The organism is Ruegeria haliotis (assembly GCF_013377785.1).
Lineage (GTDB): Bacteria > Pseudomonadota > Alphaproteobacteria > Rhodobacterales > Rhodobacteraceae > Ruegeria > Ruegeria haliotis.
Genome location: NZ_JABXWT010000001.1, coordinates 22,030 through 43,025 on the forward strand (window position 1 = coordinate 22,030; position 20,996 = coordinate 43,025).

At 56.2% G+C, this 20,996-nt stretch carries 18 protein-coding genes and 1 pseudogene; 7 read left to right on the forward strand and 12 right to left on the reverse strand.

The window, feature by feature from the left end; genetic code table 11:
• Position 1: 1 nt before the first annotated feature.
• The 3 genes from HW561_RS00120 to HW561_RS00130 all read right to left on the reverse strand — a co-directional run bounded on the left by HW561_RS00120 (position 2) and on the right by HW561_RS00130 (position 1,859).
• Entirely contained in the window at positions 2-1,009 is a 1,008-nt protein-coding gene (locus tag HW561_RS00120) for a GlxA family transcriptional regulator (RefSeq protein WP_176861153.1), read from the reverse strand.
• 180 nt (positions 1,010-1,189) lie between these two features.
• Entirely contained in the window at positions 1,190-1,387 is a 198-nt protein-coding gene (locus HW561_RS00125; RefSeq protein ID WP_176861154.1) for a hypothetical protein, read from the reverse strand.
• Between the two features lie 325 nt (positions 1,388-1,712).
• A complete protein-coding gene (locus HW561_RS00130; RefSeq protein WP_176861155.1) occupies positions 1,713-1,859 on the reverse strand; it encodes a type II toxin-antitoxin system RelE/ParE family toxin in 147 nt (48 codons plus the stop codon).
• Positions 1,860-2,185: 326 nt separating this feature from the next.
• Between HW561_RS00130 and HW561_RS00135 the strand changes: the two genes are divergently transcribed.
• Positions 2,186-5,515 (forward strand): ATP-binding protein, encoded by a 3,330-nt coding sequence (locus tag HW561_RS00135; RefSeq protein ID WP_176861156.1) that lies wholly within the window; start codon positions 2,186-2,188, stop codon positions 5,513-5,515.
• Between the two features lie 291 nt (positions 5,516-5,806).
• On the opposite strand, the gene HW561_RS00140 is transcribed toward HW561_RS00135, so the two are convergent.
• The 8 genes and pseudogenes from HW561_RS00140 to HW561_RS00175 all read right to left on the reverse strand — a co-directional run bounded on the left by HW561_RS00140 (position 5,807) and on the right by HW561_RS00175 (position 11,978).
• Positions 5,807-6,937 (reverse strand): energy transducer TonB family protein, encoded by a 1,131-nt coding sequence (locus HW561_RS00140; protein ID WP_176861157.1) that lies wholly within the window; start codon positions 6,935-6,937, stop codon positions 5,807-5,809.
• Positions 6,934-7,311 (reverse strand): ExbD/TolR family protein, encoded by a 378-nt coding sequence (locus HW561_RS00145; protein WP_176861158.1) that lies wholly within the window; start codon positions 7,309-7,311, stop codon positions 6,934-6,936. Before HW561_RS00145 ends, HW561_RS00140 begins: the two co-directional genes overlap by 4 nt.
• A complete protein-coding gene (locus HW561_RS00150) occupies positions 7,308-7,634 on the reverse strand; it encodes an ExbD/TolR family protein (protein ID WP_176861159.1) in 327 nt (108 codons plus the stop codon). Before HW561_RS00150 ends, HW561_RS00145 begins: the two co-directional genes overlap by 4 nt.
• Positions 7,635-7,665: 31 nt before the next feature.
• A complete protein-coding gene (locus HW561_RS00155) occupies positions 7,666-8,322 on the reverse strand; it encodes a MotA/TolQ/ExbB proton channel family protein (RefSeq protein ID WP_176861160.1) in 657 nt (218 codons plus the stop codon).
• Positions 8,319-8,753: a hypothetical protein gene (locus HW561_RS00160; RefSeq protein WP_176861161.1), complete on the reverse strand. Its 435-nt coding sequence runs from the start codon at positions 8,751-8,753 to the stop codon at positions 8,319-8,321. The genes HW561_RS00155 and HW561_RS00160 overlap by 4 nt, the downstream gene beginning before the upstream one ends.
• Positions 8,754-9,026: 273 nt before the next feature.
• Positions 9,027-10,061, reverse strand: a complete 1,035-nt coding sequence (locus HW561_RS00165) for a fatty acid desaturase (protein ID WP_176861162.1) — start codon at positions 10,059-10,061, stop codon at positions 9,027-9,029.
• A 734-nt stretch (positions 10,062-10,795) separates the two neighbouring features.
• Positions 10,796-11,026, reverse strand: a pseudogene (locus HW561_RS00170) (RidA family protein); the annotation flags it as partial.
• Between the two features lie 136 nt (positions 11,027-11,162).
• Complete coding sequence (locus HW561_RS00175; protein WP_176861163.1) at positions 11,163-11,978, reverse strand: IclR family transcriptional regulator; 816 nt, start codon at positions 11,976-11,978, stop codon at positions 11,163-11,165.
• A gap of 211 nt (positions 11,979-12,189) precedes the next feature.
• Here HW561_RS00175 and bhcA point away from each other — a divergent pair, with 211 nt between their 5' ends.
• Genes bhcA through bhcD form a run of 4 tightly spaced genes read left to right on the forward strand, consistent with a single transcriptional unit; the run spans position 12,190 to position 16,561 of the window.
• Entirely contained in the window at positions 12,190-13,380 is a 1,191-nt protein-coding gene (gene bhcA / locus HW561_RS00180; protein WP_176861164.1) for an L-aspartate--glyoxylate aminotransferase BhcA, read from the forward strand.
• A gap of 11 nt (positions 13,381-13,391) precedes the next feature.
• A complete protein-coding gene (bhcB, locus tag HW561_RS00185; protein ID WP_176861165.1) occupies positions 13,392-14,366 on the forward strand; it encodes a beta-hydroxyaspartate dehydratase BhcB in 975 nt (324 codons plus the stop codon).
• 12 nt (positions 14,367-14,378) lie between these two features.
• Positions 14,379-15,542, forward strand: a complete 1,164-nt coding sequence (gene bhcC / locus HW561_RS00190) for a 3-hydroxy-D-aspartate aldolase BhcC (protein WP_176861166.1) — start codon at positions 14,379-14,381, stop codon at positions 15,540-15,542.
• A 53-nt stretch (positions 15,543-15,595) separates the two neighbouring features.
• Entirely contained in the window at positions 15,596-16,561 is a 966-nt protein-coding gene (gene bhcD, locus HW561_RS00195; protein ID WP_456239025.1) for an iminosuccinate reductase BhcD, read from the forward strand.
• Between the two features lie 86 nt (positions 16,562-16,647).
• Here bhcD and HW561_RS00200 read toward each other — a convergent pair whose 3' ends face one another.
• Positions 16,648-17,421 carry a FadR/GntR family transcriptional regulator gene (locus tag HW561_RS00200; RefSeq protein ID WP_176861168.1) on the reverse strand — a complete coding sequence of 258 codons (774 nt, stop codon included), beginning with the start codon at positions 17,419-17,421 and terminating at the stop codon, positions 16,648-16,650.
• Between the two features lie 335 nt (positions 17,422-17,756).
• Here HW561_RS00200 and HW561_RS00205 point away from each other — a divergent pair, with 335 nt between their 5' ends.
• On the forward strand, positions 17,757-18,806 hold the full coding sequence (locus HW561_RS00205) for a TRAP transporter substrate-binding protein (RefSeq protein ID WP_176861169.1): 1,050 nt from the start codon (positions 17,757-17,759) through the stop codon (positions 18,804-18,806).
• 111 nt (positions 18,807-18,917) lie between these two features.
• Complete coding sequence (locus tag HW561_RS00210) at positions 18,918-20,987, forward strand: TRAP transporter large permease subunit (protein WP_328803209.1); 2,070 nt, start codon at positions 18,918-18,920, stop codon at positions 20,985-20,987.
• Positions 20,988-20,996: the final 9 nt, after the last annotated feature.

The following is a 20,996-nucleotide window of genomic DNA, read 5'->3' on the forward strand; positions in this document are numbered from 1 at the left end:
CTCAGCCCGAGGGCAGCACATCGCCACTGCCGACACGCATCGAATTCTTGGCACGCCGGTCGCTGATTGGCGTGACACCAAAGGTTTCGCGGTAATGGCGCATGAAGGCGCCGGGGGTGGCGTATCCGACCATGTAAGCCACCTCGGCAATCGGGTCGTTGGTATACAAAACCAGCTGCCGCGCCTGATTCATCCGCATTTTCCGATAATAGCTTAGCGGGCTTTGACCTGTGGCCTTTTTGAACCCGCGTTCAAGGGTTCGGGTCGATAGCCCGACGGCCTCGGCGACCTCACTTATTTGAATCGGGCTTTCGATATGTTCGGCAAAGTGCTGAATGGCACGGGCAACCTGCTTTGGGAGCAGATCTTGGCTTTTGGCAGTAGAGATTGCCGGAACCTTTTGTGTCATTGCGCCACTGCGGATGAAAGGGTGCTGAAACCAGCAGGCGACCTCGGCCATGATATCCCCGCCCATTCGTTCCTCAATCAGCGTCAGCATGTAGTCAAAAACGGCTGAGGCCCCGGAAATGGAGGTGAAAGCCCCTTCCGTGCAAATCACAGTTCCCTGAATCGGGATTTCGGGGAATTCCGCTTGGAATGCAGCTTCATAGCACCAATGAACGGACAGGGGGCTTTCACCTGTCAATCGGGTCCGGGCCAAGGGAAATACGCCACCGCTGATCGCACCCAACCGTGTCTTCCCGCGCAGCATTCTTTGCAACGCCGCATTGGCCTTGGAGGGGTTGTCGAACACGCTGTTCGGGCTGGCGGCAAACAACAGGTGATCCAGAGGTTTCACGTCTGCCAAAGCAAGATCCGCAGAAAACGTCACCCCGGAAGAGGATCGCACGGGTTCATTGTTTTCTGCGATAACCACCCAGCTGAACACGTCTTTGCCGGATATCTCGTTTGCGGCTCGCAACGGCTCGATGCACGACGTTAAGCAGGCCATGGGGAAACCGGGAAAGATCAGGATACCCAGCGTTGTTTTTTCTGTCTGGTTTGTCATTGTTGGTGCTTTTGGATTCTCTGTGCACAATCTTCAAGAATGTCCGAGGTCTGTAAGTCTGCGTCAGGTGATGTGCCGAGACTAACCTCATGAAAGGAGATTGCCAGAGTATTTACCGCTTGTGCCGACAGGGCGCCGTGATCAGTCCCACCGAAGTGGTCGAGTTGAGTTGTCAGGCTGTTATTTGTCGCGCGCACGGCGCAAAGAAACATCATTTTGTTTTTCTGCGAGCATACTTTGAAAAAGATCCCTGAATTCTGATCTTTCCGCCATATCGGGATGGCTGTCATTGACAGAATCCAAGTCGATGGCTTCTGGGATGGAGATTAGAACTGTTTTTTCTCCCAAAAGGCGCTTCAGGATTGATTTAAAGTACATAGCAATATTTTTCCGACAACTGACTAAAAAATTGAATCGCTGCGGATCGGATCCGAGCTCTGAGGGGGGTAAGGCTCAGGATCATCGTAAGTGAGTGGAGACCCGCAGCGATAAGGCGCATTTAGGGAAAATGGCTCTTCTTGTTAGGGGGAAGAATTCTATGCTATGCATCATTTATTGACCAATCAGTCAAAAAAATATTTAGAAACTTATATCTAAGTTTGTTACTTGAAACTAAAGCGGTTTTTGTGACGTGGCGTCAGTATCAAGCCAACTCAGATGGCCTGTATTTGATAAAGAAAAGTGAGCCTTGGAAAGCACAGATTCACACCGGATCGCGGACCCGATCCCAGTGGGCGTGTGGCACACGGACGATCAGGATATTCTGATCTTCGATCTGGTAGAGAGTGATATGTGAGCGGACCGGATGCACGCGGATTGGCGGTGTCAGTTCGCCGCGCTTGCGACCCATGCAGTACGTTACTGTGACAACACCGTTCGAACTCAATGACCCAACCCCGAGCAGTCTCGTAAGGCGCGCAGAACCACCGCATTGTGCCAGCCGGTTCAGAGCCCAACGCAGTTACTTGGGTATCAAACAATGTGTATAGAATCTTTGGCTTACTTGAATGTGCAGCCTGCATTGAGGCTCTTGACCAAAAACGCCGCGTCGTTCTTCATGGATGAAATGGCTGATCAGAGCTTTCGGCTTTCTCGAAGGATCAAAACAAACGGGGAGTTGTATGCAGCCGGGACGCAAAACAACAACTCTATTTCAACGGCAAGCGAAACAGTCAGATGTCTGAGATCGCGATCTGGCTCGAAAAACACGGGTTGTCCAAGTATGTCGATGCCTTTGCTGAACACGAAATCGAGCTCGGTGATCTGGCTGAGTTGAATGACGAAGATCTTATCACAATTGGCCTGCCTCTCGGGCCGCGGCGGCGTTTCATAAAGGCCATCCGCGAAGAGACAAGGGATGGCTCCGGGCCACAAAACACCTGGTTGGGTCCCTCGATCGTAGCGGAACGACGGCAACTGACCGTCATGTTTATCGATCTTGTCGGATCAACTGAAATTTCTCAGCGGGTTGACCCAGAGGATCTTGCAGAGGTCCTGAGGCTTTTCAAAGAAACATGCGCCGCATCTGTTGCAGCCTTCGATGGGCACATAGCAAGTTATTATGGCGATGGGATAATGGTGTTTTTCGGGTTCCCTCACGCGCACGAAGATGACCCGGAGCGTGCTATTCGAGCGGGATTGCGCATCATTCGGGAGATACCTGAAATTCGCACTCATGCGCAGCTTAATGTTCGCATAGGAATAGCAACCGGATTGGTCGTAGTCGGCGATTTGCGTGGCGAGAAGATGTTTGAAGACGGGACAGCCATGGGTGAAACGCCAAACCTCGCCGCACGCCTTCAAGCTATGGCGGATCCGGGAACGTTGATCGTCGCACCGACCACTCATCAGTTGGCGGGCGATGCCTTTGAATTCATATTGCGTGGGGCATTTAAGCTTAAGGGCTTCGCGAAAGAAGTTGAGGCGTGGCAGGTGACCGGAACGCGTCAAACCGTTAGCCGCTTCATGGCCGCAGATGGCGTCGTGCTAAATCCTTTGGTTGGGCGCACTCTGGAATACAGAACTTTACACGACAAGTGGACGTTGGCCACCAGCGGGCAAGGCCAGGTCACGCTGGTCTCTGGTGAAGCAGGAATTGGCAAATCCCGTTTGATTGAGGAGTTGCGGCTCAAAATCACGGAGGTTTCGCATAAACAAATTCGATACCAATGCTCGCCTTACCATGATGCAAGTGCATTCTACCCGGTAATACGCCAATTTGAGGCCGCCGCGGATCTACGGCCCGATGATACGAGTGACGTCAAACTAAACAAAATTGGGGCCGTACTCGAAGAGGAATCCTACGACACGCTGAAATTGGCGGCGGCACTTTTATCGGTTCCCTTCGAAGGTCAATTGGGGCCCATAGATCTGACACCACAGCAGGTCATGGACCAAACGCTGGATATGCTGGTCCGTTACCTGATTGCCGAAGCCAGGAAAAAACCAGTGCTTCTTTTATTCGAGGACGCGCATTGGATCGACCCGACGACAAAAACGCTACTTGACCGGATCATCGACCGGATCCGGGACGTCCCGGTTCTCGTCGTGCTAACATTCAGGCCGGAGTTTGATCCTGGCTGGACCCTGCAATCCAATCTTACAAACGTTGGGCTACGGCAACTGGATTTTCAGCAGGTCAAGAAAATCGTAAAAGAGATCGCCAAAGGCAAAACAGTTCCAAACGAGGTTTATGAACTGATTGCGGCCAGATCAAATGGCGTGCCGCTTTATGTGGAAGAGGTGACCAAAGACCTGCTCGAATCCGGGTTTCTGACCGAGCGCGCGGATGCCTTTATTCTCGATGGTGCGGCTTTGGCACCTCTGGTTCCCAGTACGCTGCAAGATGCGCTTATGGCGCGCCTTGACCGATTGAGTTCCGCCAAGGAAATAGCCCAGATCGGCGCAGTAATCGGTCCCCGGTTTTCTTATCCGTTGATTGCCCGTGTGTCCCGATTTGGGGAAAAGGCGTTGCGCGTGGGGCTTGATCTGCTGGTTGAGGCCGGCATCGTTACGATTTCTGACGCAGACCCGTTGGAAACGTTTAGCTATCGCCATGCACTTATTCGTGACACTGCTTACAATAGTCTTTTGAAAAGCGAACGTCGAACTTTGCATGCGCGCGTGGCGCAAGCTCTGGAGCATAAAACTTCGGACATCGGGGATACCGGTCCGGAAATTCTTGCACATCATTACACCATGGCGGGTATGGGAAAAGAAGCCATCGACTATCGGTATCTTGCGGGCGAACGCGCCGTTAAGCGATCCGCCAATATCGAAGCGGCAACGCAACTTTCCAAGGCTATCGAGCAGCTGCACGATCAGGAACAGGGCATTGAACGAGACCGGAAGGAAATCGAGATACAAGTGCTTCGGGCGGGTGTCCTTCGTTCGACAGCGGGCATTGCCGCTGATGAAACCGGTTCGGTTTACGCGCGAATTCGGGATTTGTGCGAACGTGTTGATGAAAACGGGCATTTGTTTCCCGTTCTGAATGGTCTTTACTCCTATCACCTGGTGCGGGCCGAATATAACCTGGCAAGGGGTGTTGCCGGGCAGTTGTTGAAACTGGCCAAAAGGTCTGATGAGACACACCATCGGATGGTCGCACACCGGGCGATGGGCGCAGTGTTGCTTCATATTGGGCAGCTGGACCTGGCTTACGAACATCTGGAACAAGCACTCAAGCTGTATAATCCTGATGATCATGGACATCTGGCGTATATCTACGGATCTGACCATGCCGCGATCACCTCGTGCTTCCTGAGTATGGCGGTCTGGATGCGGGGTGAACCGGACAGGGCGCTGGAAATTCAGAAACAAGCGGTTGCCGCTGCACAAGAGCTTAAGCATGCCCATAGCGTTGCCCAGTCGTTAACCTACCTTTGTATGCTTCATCTTCTGCGTCGCGAACCTGAAGAGGTGCGTGCGGTCGTCGACCAGTTAGAAGACTTGTCGACCAAGCATTCCTTTGTGTTCATGTCGTTGACGGCAACTCTCTGGCGCAGTTGGGTGCAGGCCTATGTTGCACCCGGGCCTGAGACGATCCTTGCATTGCGAAATTCGTCAGAGGCTTGGTGGGCCAGTGGTGCGGGCAACTACAAACCATTCTTTCTTACGCTCATCGCCGAACTTACTCTGAAAACAGGTGATAACGAGGGTGCACAGCGATTGTTGGCCGAAGCGCGCGTGCATCGTGACCTGACGAATGAAGGTTGGGCAGAAGTCGAAACAGAACGCGTCTACGCCCTCACCCTTTCAGTTGACGCGCCCGCCGAGGCAGAGTTCCAGTTGGCTCTGGAAGCCGCGCGTCGACAACACGCAAAGATGTTCGAACTGCGAACAGCCGTGGATTACTTAAGACAATGCGAGAAATTCGGACACACGCCCGCAACTGTCTTCGATCTGAAACCCATATTAGAGACAGTGACTGGTGAGACACGCCCTAACGAATTTAGCGATGCCTATGATCTATTGAATGAAGGATTTGGACCCGTCCCGGTTTGATGCTGTTGAATTGATGGCATTTGTTGCGCAACTGAGATGAGCTATGGGGGCAAAACAAGCGGGCGGTTTCGGCAATGATAGGGTGCGTCTTGCGCGAACGATCTGGTTGACGTGCAATCAGGTGACAGAGTTAAAACGGAAAACTGTCAGATCACATCTGAACCACTACAATTTGTCTCAGTGAGCTGTCCCGAACAGGACCAGCAAAGTATCGCAGTTTTCCAGGCAGCAATGGGTGTTCAACCACGCTTGGCCTGCCAGTGGGAACTTCTGAAACACTGATCTTTCTGTTCAGTTGATTTGATAGAAAAACGACAGCTTTCGGCTCACGCCACCCGGCGGACGCGGGAAGGGGGACGCGGTTCGGACCTGTTCCTTGGCCGCCCGGTCCACGTCTGCCGAACCCGAGCTTTCTATGACGTCGACCCAGGCCAGTGTCCCGTCGGGGTTGATTTCAAAGAACACTCTGGCGAACCCTCGCGCTGCGACATAGACAATCGGTGCGCGATTGAGATGAACCAGAACCTCACCCGCATAGTTTGTCGTGTCCGAGTTTCCAGGCCCGCGCCCACCAGACTGATTTCTGCCACTGCTGCGTTTAAAAGCATCGACACCTTCACGTCGGTAAACGGTCAGTGGTGAATCGATAAGTTGCTCGGGATAGCGTAGATTTTCGAAATTTCTTGAACCGTTGACGGCCCCCTTCGGTTCTGGTGAGGGCGGGCGATCCGGTAGGCGTGGGCGTATCGATGCAGTCACCGCCTGTTCAGAGGTGCCGGTTTCATCATCGGTTACCGCGCTGTCGGTATCTTCAGGTACAGGCTCGACAGGTGTATCGGGAATTTCGGGCTCAATCGCCTCACGCTCTAGCGGGACAACAGGGACCGCCGTAGGGGCAGGTGAGGGCAATGCGGCAAGCTGTTCCGTTTCGGGAGTGACAGGCGCTGTGCTGGCGTCAGGCGACCCTAGCGGCGTTTCTGCAACGGTGTCGGGCTCGACCGGTGGCGTGGCGGTTGTATCATCGCTTGCCGCTTCCTCGCCTTCAGACTGATCCACAGCCTCGGTCACCTCTGGTTTGGGCGCCTCCGGCTGCACGACCGTGGAGGCGCCGGTATCGGGTGCGTAAACCTGTTTCGGATCGGGCGACGCTACCAGCGCCTCGCTGACCGGAACCTCTGCGGGCTCGGGCTCCGGTTGTGCCTCGACCGGGGGTTCGGGAACTTCTGCGGGCTCTGGTTGAAGGGGTTCGGCTGCGGCTTCGGCGAAATCTTCGAAGGCGTTGCCCAGTTCGACGGAATCCGGTGTGCTGCCCGCAACGGGCTGCTCGACCAAATTAGGTGAGGTAAAGCTAAGGCCGAAGAGATGCGCCAGCAGCGATAGCAAGATGGCTGCAATCGCGACGAAAGCAGATCCGCGGATCATTCGAGGGCCTGCTCGGTCACGAGAAAAACCGAAGATGCGCCCAGCCGACGCAGAGCGCCGGTAACCTCGATCAGGCGCGGGCCCGAGGCGTTTCGGTCGGGGACGATTCGGACCGGACCGGCGTCACGGCTGGCCATGTAGGTTTCCGGATCGATCGACGCGCCCCGAAAACTCAGTGTCCCATCTTTGTGCAGCACCAGTGCGTCCGGCGGTTCACGCCCCTCAAGCTCGGCTGTGTCCACAAGCTCCAGATCAGGGTCCAGTGGCGGGGCCACCGTGCCTGCGATCAGGAAAAAGATCAGCATCAGAAAGACGACGTTGATCAGCGGAATGGTCGAGTCGCGCTTGCGGCGTGGGCGAACGTAGCGGATCATTCCAGCACCGTGACCGTCAAGCCATCCCGACCGCGCAGGCGCACCAGAAGATCCACAAGGCGCTGTGACGAGGTGTCGGCATCAAGGCTGACCAGAACCTGACCGGTTTCGACCTGCGTGGTCAATTCATCCAGCGTTACCGGCGTTCCGTTCAGAACCAGCCGCTCGGCGCCAAGTTGCACAAAGACCCGCTCAGCTGGCGCGCCTGTTGCGTCTGCACCGGCTGTTGCATTGCTCAACTCAATCTCGCCGAAGGTGGAAAAGGTCGAGGTCAGCATGAAGAACAGCAAAAGCAGGAAAATGACGTCGATGAGTGGCGTCATCGACATCGGCCGCCTGACGAAGGGCGCCGTGTTACGCATGCTCAGGCGCGGTCGCTGGACCCGCCACTGTCGGAGCCGGTTGGCCCGGTATCAGAACAGTCCGCAACGCCTTGTCCGCAAAAACACGCTCGCGGGCGGTGCGGCTCTCGAACCAGGACAGAACCATCGAGGTTGGCATTGCGACGGCAAGACCAGTCGCTGTGGTCACCAGCGCAACCCAGATTCCGCCCGCCAAAAGCGACGGATCGACCGAAGCGCCTGCTGTCTGCAAGCTCTGAAATGCGTTAATCATCCCCAGCACGGTGCCGAAAAGCCCCAGCAAAGGTGCGATTTGCGCGACGGTGTCGAGAAGTCGGAAACCACGCTCGAGCCCGGCAAGCGCCAGCCCGGCCTCGGCATCCAGGCGGTCATCGATGCCGGGCACGTCCCGCGCGTCCATTGCCGCGCTGACGATGGGGGCGAGGTAGCTGTGGCTTTTGGCCAGACGTGCACGGGCGGCGGTGCGATCCCCTGCGTCCCAGGCTGTCAAAGCCTCAGACAGGATCCGGTGCCGCCCAACGCCGCAGGCTGCGAATTGCCAAAGCTTGTAAAGCGTGACTGCCAGCGTCAGTACAGACATCACGATCAGGATTGCGACCACCGGCCCACCGAGGGCGAGGATCTCACGGAGTGCGGCAAGAGCGTTCATCCCAAAAGCTCCATATCTACACGGCTGCTCAGCGACAGTGCTTCGCGACAGATTTCGCTTTCAGACCCGTTAACAACGCACGAACTTGCGCCGTTAATTAGCGCTTGTCCCACAGTGTCGCAGCTCATCCCTGGCAGAATAAACTGGCGCACGCGGGGCCGGTCTGTCGGGAGCTCGCGAAAGTTGAAGAGCGACAAGCTGACAACAGTGCCCGTTGCATCGAAAATTACGGTCTCGAACACGGCCTTGTCGATTGCTGTGCCAGTCTGATTCCTCGCCACGAAAGTTAATCGGCACGCGCCATCAACGTCCTGAACCGTATTGAGTTCCAGAAAAAGACCTGCGGGGTCATCCGCGGCAGACTGTGCCATCACGACGGGCGTGAAAGTGCTGGCGAAGACTGCCGCAAAAGCGAGGCGACGAAACATCATTGACGGGCTCCCAATTGCTTACGCTGAATTTGAAGGCCTGCGATGCTCCGCTGGCGCTACGTCCCTCATATCCGAGACGACCGGAACGTGGAAGGGTGGCTGAGGGCATTGTGATTTGTGCGAAGTCTGAGTTTGCCAAAGTGGTTATCAGATTGCACGAAGCCTGATCCAGGGCGTGGGCTTTGAGGCGCACCCGACCCGGAAAACCGCCACTGTCTACGCAGAGTGGTCCGTGAAAATTTTTATTACAGCTATGTACTCGGGCAGGCTGGATCAGCCGTAAAGGGCCCGCGCTTCTGCAAAAGACAGCAGCCGTTTGCCCTGTTCGTCCCATAGGTGCAGCCTTGCATTGGCAAAGCTCTCCCGAATGGTCATCTGGTTGCTGTCTGCCAGCTCAGTGTGATCCCGGAGCACTTCCGTCAGGCGGTAAAAGGGGATGCGGCTGTACAGGTGATGCACATGATGGATGCCGATATTGGCGCTGAACCATTGCAGCACAGCCGGTAGTTTATAGTACGAGCTGCCATGGAGCGCGGCCTCGTGCAACTGCCAGTCCTCATCGGAATTCCAATGCGTGTCTTCAAACTGATGTTGAACGTAGAACAGCCAAACTCCGGCTGTTGCAGCGATGAGTGTCGAGGGCAGGAAAATCAGCAAAACCGGCATCAATCCGCCGAAATAGCATATCGCAAAGAGCACGAAGAAAATGGCGGCGTTGGTTCCCATCGCGCTGATCCAAAACCTGAGGTTGCCTGTCAGGCCAAGTGGAAGGCGGTTCTGAAAGAGAAACAGATAGCCGGGACCGAACCCGAACAAGGTGAGCGGGTGACGATACAACCGATACCGAAGGCGGTTGACAGGTGTCAGCGCATTGTATTCGGCCACTGTCAGGGTGTGGATATCACCCATCCCTCGTTTGTCGAGATTGCCCGCCGAATTGTGATGCGTGGAATGGGTGCGCCGCCAGACGTCATAGGGTGTCAGTGTGACCACTCCGATCGCCCGCCCGACCCAGTCGCTGAGCGCCCGGTTCTTGAAGAATGCCCCGTGGCCGCAATCATGCTGGATGGCAAACAGACGCAACAGGAAGGCGGCATTCAAAACCGAGATTGCCAGCGCCAACCAGTAGCTGACAGACAGCGACGCCCACGCCAAACCCCAAAGCAACAGGAAGGGGGCAACACTGACCCCAAGCTCGAAGGCGCTCCTTAGCTGGTTTGGTTCGCGATATTTGGAAAGTATCGTTACCCATTCACGAGCTGTGGTCACTTCGAGTTTGTCCCGAAAAGAAGGGGAGGGTTCGGTCATGCGCCTGCCATGTGTTTTGTTTATGTGAGACCGGATAGACTACTAAACCGGCATAGCAAGCGAATTTTGATGCTGGTTTGACAATTCCATCGCGTTGGTCGTTGGCGCCACAGCATGAAAATCAAATATTTGCATTGGTCTTGGGTGGAATTTTATCTCGCTGCGCGGACTGAAGGCCCGCGTTGGATGGTTGGAACTTGGCGTCAATCCAATCATGGCGTTCCTGGACGACAGCGGTGACCGCAACACTTCGGTGCAGGTCTCAACGGTCCGTACAGCGCGGGGCGCTGACTGGCGGAGCTGGCCCGGATTGCGCAGATTGCCCCAAAAAACTGCGGTTTGGCAATGGCTTGGCTCGTTGATCGCAGGGTTCCCACGCCCTCATCAAATTGGATGTGTCGATGAAGACCATTGTGGACACGAACAAAAGGCTCCGGACGCTTTGTCCTGATGCCGATGCTGGTTCGGAGGCAAAGCCACCCAACCGTTCTCGTTTGGTCGCCGTTCAATAGTTAATGCCGCCAGTTCCAGATTAGGCTATGTTCGGGCGATATTGGCCGTGCCCCAATTGCATCGGGTAAACACAAAAGTGAACACTGAGATTTTCCAATCAGCGGCCGCGAGCCACGTGAGCTTGCGGTTATGCAGAGCTTCAATCCGCAGGAGATGGACGTAGAGATTGGCCCGACCTGCATATTCGGTTGCAGAACTGAGGTCGGGCCGTTATCGGCGTTTTATTTTTCAGCGGCGGTCACAATGATTTCGACCTTCAGGGCCTCGCGCGCCAGTTTTGCCTCGCCGCAGGCGCGGGCAGGGGCGTGACCCTCGGGCGCCCAGGTGTCCCAGATGGCGTTCATTTCGGCAAAATCCTTCATGTCCGCCAACCAGATAATGGCTTGCAGTATATGGTTTTTGTCCGACCCAGCCTGCTCTGGCAACGCCTCGATCCGAGATAGGCAGTCGCGGGGCCACAACCATTTTATGAAGGCTGTTCAGGCTTGGTGAAAGCGCACTGAAGATGCCCGCCGCAGTGCGAGACGGCGTCTTCATCGGATTGCCACCTCAATGCAGATGACCTCGGGCCCGCACCTCCTGGCGCAGTTACCGAGGGTGACCGCCCACTGCCAAAGTGATCTCGCGCGCGGCGGCGGCGACCAATTCGCCAAAACGCTGGGTCGCCGACCCGCGAAACCTTGCTGTGGGTCCCGACACCGAAACACCCGCGCAAGGTTCGTTTTGCTCGTTGTAGATTGCGGCACCGATGCAAGACATGCCGTAGTATCTTTCTTCTTCATCAAAAGACCATCCGCGGTGACGAATTGTCTCAAGATCCGACAACAACGAGTCTGTGTTTGCATGAGTGCGTTCAGTGAAGGATTCAAACGCTGTTGCAGACAGGATTTTCTCCAGTGCTTTAGGCTGCATTGCCGCCAGCAGGGCTTTGCCGGTGCCCGACGCGTACATTGGCGTCCGGGAACCTGCGGGGAAAAACGCCCGTATCGGGTTTCCGGTTTCAATCTGGCTGACAAATACGACGTCGCACTTATTTGGCGTGGCCATATTGGCGGTTTCACCGGTGTCCTGCATCAGTTTGCGCATGATCGGGCGACCGATTTCAACGACGCTATTGCGCTTCAGGTAGGATGCACCTGTGCGATATGCCTCGATCCCGATCATCCATTCCTGCCGGTCTTCATCAAAGCTCACGTAGCCCCGATTTGACAGGGTGGTCAGGATCCTGTGCGTTGTGGCGGTCGGCACACCTGTTTCACGGCTGAGGTCACTGAGCGTACAGGCTTCGAGTTTGGCCACGGTGCTCAGGGTGCCGAGCGCGCGATCCAGGGATTGCAGCATCCCGGCAGAGCTTTCCTTGAACTGGGATTTGGGCCTGCCGCGCGCCCGTTTTTGATTCTCCAAACCCGAATTCTCCTTATGATCTGAGCGCAATTCCAGAACGCTGCAATCTAGTTTTTCATTTTTGAAAAAATGTGCGCCAAAAATGAAAAATTCTCACACCTATGATTATTAGGGCGTTACACGTATTTTTCACATACTAAAAAACATTTTCGAAAAAATTGCAAAATACAGGCGCTGGTACGACAATTTCCTCAAAGCAGAGGAAGAGACGATGTCCAATCAAAACCCGGTCTTTATCCCAGGCCCAACCAATATTCCTGATCGTTTGCGCCTGGCCATGCAGGTTCAGACCCAAGACCACCGCGCGCCAGATTTTGTAGAGACCTTTGCGCCCGTGCTGGAAGACACAAAGAAAGTGTTTGCCACGACCTCGGGCAAGATTGTCACCTTTCCGGCCAGCGGAACTGGCGGTTGGGAAGCGTCAGTTTCAAATACGCTCAGTCCCGGCGATACGGTTCTGGTCGCCCGTTATGGCATGTTCAGCCATCGTTGGATCGACCTGTGTCAGCGCCACGGTCTGGATGTGCACATCATTGACTGCCCATGGGGCAGCGGTGCCCCTGCGGACAAATTCGCCGAGGTTCTTGCGGATGACCGGGATCACCGGATCAAGGCTGTTCTTGTCACGCACAACGAAACTGCCACAGGCGTTCGATCGGATATCGGCGCGGTGCGCAAGTCGATGGACGCTAGCAGCCATCCCGCGATGCTGTTCGTGGACTGTGTCAGCTCGTTGGCGTCGATGCCGTTCGAGTTCGACAAATGGGGTGTCGATATCGCCGTTTCGGGTTCACAGAAGGGATTCATGCTGGCAACCGGTATGGCCATCCTGTGTGTCAGCCCAAAGGCGCTGGACGCGATGGAGCAGGCCAGGCTACCGCGTACTTTCTTTGATTTCCGCGATATGATGGCCGCGAACGCCTCGGGAGGGTTTCCCTACACGCCACCGCTGCAGCTGATCTACGGCATGCGCGAAAGCCTGAAGATGCTGTTCGAGGAAGGTCTGGACAATGTCTATGCCCGCCATTTCCGCTTAGCCGAGGGGGTGCGTAAAGCCACTGCCGCTTGGGGTTTGAATCTCGTTGCACAATCGCCGGACCTGTATTCCGACACAGTCAGCGCGATCTATGTGCCCGAAGGGTTCGATAGCAACACGCTGACCGATCACGCCTTTAACACCTATGGGGTCAGCTTTGGCATCGGTCTGGGCGAAATGAACGGCAAAGCCTTCCGCATTGGCCATCTGGGTAGCCTGACAGACGTCATGGTGCTGTCCGGACTGGCGACAATCGAGATGTCGATGGCGGATTTGGACTACCCGGTCGAGCTGGGCAGCGGCGTCGCCGCAGCGCAGGAGTATTTCCGAACCAGCTGCGCCAACCCCATGCAATCCGCGGCCTGAGGAGGTTTGGAATGCTTGATGCTATGACCACAGCCGATTGTCTGACTCTGGACGATATGCGCGAGGCGCATGACCGGATCAGGCCACATATTAACCGCACGCCGGTGCTGCGGTCTGCCTATCTGGACGACCTGACCGGCGCGCAACTGTTCTTCAAGTGCGAAAACTTTCAGGAGGCCGGTGCCTTTAAGGTTCGCGGTGCCTGCAACGCCGTATTTGGCTTGAATGACGAGGCCGCCAGGCACGGTGTCGCCACCCATTCCTCGGGCAACCACGCGCTGAGCCTCAGCTATGCAGCCGGGCGGCGTGGAATTCCCTGCAATGTGGTGATGCCGCGCACTGCGCCGCAGGCCAAAAAGGATGCCGTTCGCCGCTATGGCGGTATCATCACCGAATGTGAACCTTCGACCACCTCGCGCGAGGCCGTGTTTGCGCAAGTTCAGCAGCAGTCGGGTGGTGAGTTCGTGCATCCCTATAACGATCCACGCGTGATCGCGGGGCAGGCGACCTGTTCGGCTGAGCTGTTGGAACAAACCGATGGTCTGGATGCGGTGGTGGCGCCCATCGGCGGTGGCGGCATGGTGTCGGGGACCTGTTTGACCCTGTCCAATCTGGCGCCCGAAGTGAAGATATATGCAGCCGAGCCCGAGCAAGCTGACGACGCCTATCGCAGCTTCAAGGCCGGTCTCATCATTGCCGATGATGCGCCCGATACCATTGCCGATGGGCTGAAAGTGCCGCTGAAGGAAAACACATGGCATTTCGTGTCGAACTTCGTGGCCGATATCCACACGGCCAGCGAGCAGGACATTGTCGACGCGATGAAGATCACCTGGAAATACCTGCGTATCGTGATGGAGCCCAGCAGCGCGGTACCCCTGGCGGCAATTTTGAAGAACCCGGACGTGTTCCGGGGCAAGCGTGTCGGCGTGATCATCACTGGCGGCAATGTGGATCTGGATAAACTGCCCTGGATCAAGGGCTGAGGAGGAAGAAAGATGAACAAGCCTGTGAACATCGATCAGCTTGAAGTTGGCTTTGACATTCCTGCCGCGATTGGCATGAATGAGGCCGAAATTCAGACTCCGTCTCTGGTGCTGGACCTGGATGCGCTGGAGCGTAATATCAAAAAGATGGGTGCCTACGCCAAGGCCCACGGAATGCGTCACCGCGTTCATGGTAAGATGCATAAATCCGTCGATGTGGCCCAGATGCAAATCGATCTGGGCGGCGCCTGTGGTGTGTGTTGCCAGAAAGTGTCCGAGGCTGAAGTTTTTGCTCGCGGTGGTATCAAGGACGTTCTGGTCTCGAACCAGGTACGTGACCCGGCCAAAATCGACCGTCTGGCGCGGATGCCCAAGTTGGGCGCACGGACGATTTGCTGTGTTGATGACATCGACAATGTGGCCGATCTGTCCGAGGCGGCGCAGCGACACGGCACACAGATCGAATGCCTCGTCGAAATTGATTGTGGCGCGGGCCGTTGCGGGGTGACCACCACGCCCGAGGTGATCGCCATTGCCAAGGCAATCGACGTGGCCCCCGGTCTGAAGTTTGCGGGCATTCAGGCCTATCAGGGCGCGATGCAGCACATGGACCTCTATGAGGATCGCAAGGCCAAAATCGATATTGCCGTGGCTATGGTGAAAGACGCCGTCGATGGCCTGAAGGCCGAAGGTTTGGACTACGATATCGTTGGCGGTGGCGGGACTGGATCGTACTATTTTGAGAGTACATCCGGCGTTTTCAACGAGCTGCAATGCGGGTCTTACGCCTTCATGGATGCCGATTACGGACGTATCCTCGACAAGGACGGCAACCGCATCGACCGGGGCGAGTGGGAAAACGCCTTCTTCATCCTGACCAGCGTCATGAGCCACGCCAAGGCTGACAAAGCCATCGTCGATGCGGGCCTCAAGGCCCAATCGGTGGACAGCGGCCTGCCCGTGATCTTTGGGCGCTCGGACGTGGAATACGTCAAATGCTCGGACGAGCACGGGGTTGTGGCGGATCCGGACGGCGTTCTCAAAGTCAACGACAAGCTGCGTCTGGTGCCCGGCCACTGCGATCCAACGGCCAACGTGCACGATTGGTATGTCGGAGTGCGCGGCGGTAAAGTCGAAACCCTGTGGCCAGTTTCTGCGCGCGGAAAAGCGTATTGAACTGCACCTTAAACGCTGGAGAAGAGGTCATGAAAGATATGTCGGATAAAGGTCTGCTGATCGTCGGAGAAGAACTGTGCCAGCAGCTGGTCGGACGCCGTGATGCGTTCGATGCGGTCGAGGCCGTGTTCGGCGCCATGGCACGCGGCGATGCCTATAATTTCCCGGTCATCCGAGAGGCGATTGGATATGCCGATGCCCTTTATGGCTTCAAATCCGGATTTGACCGGGCGGGTCAGGTGTTGGGTCTGAAATCCGGCGGCTACTGGCCCGGCAACATGGATAAAGGGCTGACCAATCATCAGTCCACCGTGTTCCTGTTCGATCCGGATACGGGCAAACTGGCTGCTCTGGTCGGTGGCAACTACCTGACTGCAGTGCGCACGGCGGCTTCTTCGGCCGTTTCGATTGCTCATCTGGCACGCAAGGACTCTAAAGTTCTGGGCATGGTTGGCGCGGGTCATCAATCCGCCTTCCAACTGCGCGCCGCAGCCGAGCAACGCGACTTTGAAAAAGTTGTCGCCTGGAATCCGCATCCCGAAATGTTGCCACGTCTGGGCGAGGTCGCAAACGAGATCGGTCTGGAATTCGAAGCGATTAGCCAAGAGCAGCTTGGCGCGCAGGCAGACGTCATTATCACCATCACGTCGGCTTTTGAGCCGTTATTGATGAAAGACTGGATCAAACCCGGCACACATCTGGCCTGCATGGGTACCGATACTAAGGGCAAGCAAGAGGTTGACGCGGCTCTGGTTGCTTCAGCCACCGTCTTCACCGATGAGATCGCCCAGTCGATCTCGTTGGGCGAGGCCCAGCATGCAGTGGTCGATGGTACGCTGAACGAAGAGCGGATCATTCCGATTGGGGCCGTCATCAACGGCGATCATCCCGGCCGGACCAGCGCGGACGAGGTCACTTTGTTCGATGGTACCGGCGTCGGGCTGCAGGACCTTGCTGTGGCCTCTGTGGCCGCGCGGCTCGCAGAAGAAGGCGGGCACGCCCAACGCGCCGTCTTGTAAGAGACCGACGCGCAGTACTTGAAACAGAAAAACAGCGCCCGATCCGGCAATCCGGTTTGGGCGCTGCTGATTTGAAACTGCGCTGTTTACCGCGCCAGTAGTCTGCGCTTTTCGGCCATTGCTTCGCGCCGATGCCGCTCAATCCCCAGCTTGAACGATTCCTCTACAAAGTCGATGTGATCTGTCGCGGCTTTCTCGGCCCGCGTTTCGTCGCCTTCAATCACCGCCCGTCCAAGTTCCAGATGCTGCTGCAACAGTTTTTCGCCGGTTCCGTCGATCGTTTTCAGAAAGTCACGGTTATAGAACACACCTTTGCGCGTGAGTTCGTAGATCGATGCCATCATGTGAATCAGAGTCGCATTCTGGCTGGCGTCCACGATTGCGGAATGCAGGGCAAAGTCAGCTTCCTGCGATGCTTTCGCATCCTTCACCTGCCACGCGCGTTCATTTTCGGCCAATATTTCGGATAACCGTTCTTTGTCCGCTTTAGTCGCCCGGCGCGCGGCAAGCCTTGCGGCAAATCCTTCCTGCTCGCGACGGTATTCCAGATAGTCGAAAAAGGCCGGTTCATGTCGTTCGTACAGGGCAAGAAGTGCAGGCATCATCGCCTGACCGGTCAGCGCGGCGACGAATGTGCCCTCACCGTGCTGGGTCGTGACAAGGCCGCGCCCTTCCAGAACAGACAGGGCCTCGCGCAGCTTGGGCCGCGACACGCGCAACATCTCGGCCAGATCACGCTCGGACGGTAATTTACGTCCCTGTTTCAGGATGCCCGAGGCTATCAGTTCCTCGATTTGCGACACCACAGCATCGGCCAGCGATTCGTGCCCAACCGGTTCAAATATCGCCATAGTGCTCATGAGATGCCGCCCTGTCTGATGCTCAGCTTGGAATGTGTTGGTAAATAAATATAACCATATGTCGCGAAAATTCAAGCTGCAGAATACCTGTATCGGGTGAGGGTCAGTTGTCTGATTGTGAACGGTTTTTGAGCATCAGACGCCACTTCTGGTACTGAATCATCGCCGCTTTTCTGCTGAATCTTCATCGGTAATGATCCATGGGGGTAACCCAATGGTAAATAAAAATGTTGACTGGTTTTAGTTGGTAAAGTTAATTTACCACCGACGAAACGCCGGACGATCCTGCGCTTCTGATCGGGATGGATGTCCCGAACTACTTTGGAGGAGATTTCATGAAAAAGACCCTGACGAGCCTCGCCATTGCCGCCAGCCTGCTTGCCGCACCCGCTGTTGCTGCTGACAAGCTGTTGCTGAAAACCCCGATTGCCTTCTCGACCGAGCTTCCGGGTCTTGGTTCACCCATCCCTCGTGTTGCCGACCAGTTGGCTCTGATGTCGGGCGGCACACTGAAGATGAAGGTGTACGAACCGGGTAAATTGGTCCCGCCGTTCGAGATCCTCGATGCGGTATCCACCGGCAAGATCAATTCGGGCTACACCACGGCTGGCTATTGGGCGGGCAAAATCCCTGCCGCGCCGCTGTTCTCGGCTGTTCCGTTCGGTCCTGAGGCGGGCGAATACATGGCGTGGCTGTACTACGGTAACGGCATGTCGCTGTATCAGGAGATGTACGATCAGGCGGGCTTTAATGTCCACGTTCTGCCCTGTGCCATCATCGCGCCTGAGACATCAGGCTGGTTCGCGACCGAGATCAACTCGCCCGAAGACCTCAATGGTCTCAAGATGCGCTTTTTTGGGCTTGGCGGCAAAGTGATGCAGAAGCTGGGCGTGGCGACTTCGCTGCTGCCGGGTGGTGAGATCTTCCCCGCGCTGGAAAAAGGCGCCATCGACGCGACCGAATTCTCGATGCCAGCCATCGACGCGCGTCTGGGTTTCCACAAGCTGGTCAAGTTCAACTACTTCCCCGGCTGGCATCAGCAGGCCACCGTGTTCGAACTGCTGATCAACAAGGATGTCTGGAACGAGACCAGTGATCAGCACAAAGCGATTATCGAAAGCGCCTGTAAAGCCTCGATGGCGGACAGTTTTGCCGAAGGTGAAGCCATCCAGCACGCCGCATTGATCGACAATGTCGAAAACAATGGCGTTACCCTCAAGCAGTGGTCGCCCGAGATGCTCGACACATTCCGCGCAACCTGGGAAGAGGTTGCCGCAGAAGAGGCCGCCAATGACGCCTTCTTCGCTCAGGTTCTGGCCGACATGAACGAGTTCCGCGACGGTTATGCCCTGTGGAAGACAAACGCGTTTCTCCCTCGTCAGTAACCTCCCTGACTGACGACACCGGGGCGGCATAATCCGCCGCCTCGGCCCTTTTTCCTGAATTTCGGAATTTCTAACTTTTCACTGCCCGCACGCCGGGCTGCTGAGCGAGGAATGACCATGGCCACGCACAAGAACCCAAGCGATCCGGTCGAAGCCTATGAGGGCATCCTGGAACACCCCGACACCGACCGTCAGAAAATCGCTGTTGCGATCGACACAGGCGTCAAGGCAATCGGACATGTGGTGATGTGGGCCAATGTTCTGTTGATGGCGGCGATCTTCAGTCAGGTCTCGCTGCGCTATCTTCTCAGCCAGAACTATCCCAAACTGGACGAGATCCAGTGGCATTTCTATGGCATCGTCACCATGATCGGCATCTCTTACGCGCTGATCACCGACAGCCATGTGCGTGTCGACGTGCTGCATATGCAGTTATCTCGCCGGGCGCAGCGCATTATCGAAGTGATCGGCATTCTGTGCCTGCTGACACCGTTCATCTACCTGATGATTGATCAGGGGTATGACTATTTCTACGAGAGCCTCCGGGTCAACGAACGTTCGGACAGCCCCACTGGTTTGCCCGCGCGCTGGGCGTTCAAGGCAGTGATTCCGATCAGCTTCATCCTGTTGGCACTGGCCGCACTGGCGCGGCTGATCCACGACGGGCACGCCCTGCTGTACGGACCGTCCACGGAGCGCGAAGGCGGGTCGTTGCGGCGCATCTTGCTGGTGCTGGCCGTGTTTGCCGTTGTTTGCGTGGCGCTGACTTTCCTGGTCGAGACGACCGAGGAAAAGCTGGTTATCGCCATGTTCCTGACCTTCATCGCGCTGCTGTTCACCGGCTATCCGGTGGCTTGGGTGTTGGCCGGTGTTGGCGTCGCGTATTGTGGTCTGGCCTATCTATTCGACAACGACCTGATGTTGTGGACGGGGTTAGAGAGCACCTTTACCGGTCTCGACTATCTGACCCTTGGGGCTGTGGTGAATAGGGTCTACGCGACGATGTCGAATGCGGTGCTTGTGGCGCTGCCGATGTTCATCTTCATGGGCCTCATGCTGGATGAAAGCGGTGTGGCGGAACGGTTGATGACCTCGATGCAGCGCTTGTTTGGAACCGTGCGTGGCGGGCTGGCTATTACCGTCACGCTGATCGGTATCATTCTGGCGGCCTCCACAGGGATCATTGGTGCGTCGGTGGTGTTGCTGGGTGTGCTGTCACTACCGTCCATGATGCAGCAGAATTACCAGCCGACATTGGCAGCAGGTGTGGTTTCGGCGTCCGGAACGCTAGGCATCCTGATCCCGCCTTCGATCATGTTGGTAATTATGGCCGACCAGATGGCCTTATCTGTAGGTGATCTGTTCATGGCCGCTGTGTTTCCGGGTGTGATTATCGGTGGTCTGTACCTGACCTACATCTTCTTTCTGGCACTGGTGAAACGAGATGCGGCCCCAGCGCCCGAGGGTGCCAAGGCCCCGGATTGGGCTGCGGTCAAGGACGTGCTGGTCGCTGTCCTGCCAACACTGGCGCTGATCTTGGCTGTTCTCGGGTCGATCTTTGCCGGATTGACGACGCCGACCGAAGCCTCGGGCATCGGTGCTCTGGGTGCGACGCTGTTGGCGCTGGGGTATCGCAAGCTGACGTTCCAAAAGCTCTGGAATGTGTTGGTATCAACCTTCAACACCACCGCTTACATCTTTGCAATTTTCCTTGGTGCGACCGTGTTTTCTTATGTCCTGCGCGAGTTGGGTGGCGATGAGCTGATCGAGCACGTGGTTCAATCCACTGGCTTCGGTTCAAACGGCACAATCATCTTCATCCTTTTCATCGTGTTCCTTCTGGGTTTTGTGCTGGACTGGATCGAGATCACGCTGATCGTGTTGCCGCTGATGCGCCCCATTGTGAACGGCCTCGGCATGGATATCCCCGGCTTTGGTGTTCTGGATGAACCGGCGCTGGTGTGGTTCGTGATCCTCGTCGCGGTGACGTTGCAAACCAGTTTCCTGACGCCGCCCGTGGGCTTTGCGCTGTTTTATCTGAAAGGTGTGTGCCCGCCCGAGATCCAGTTGACGCATATCTACCGTGGCATCATCCCCTTCGTGCTGTTGCAGCTGACCGGCCTTGCATTGGTCTTCCTGTGGCCGACCCTCGCCACCTGGTTACCGTCCGTCGCATACTGAGGAGGTGTC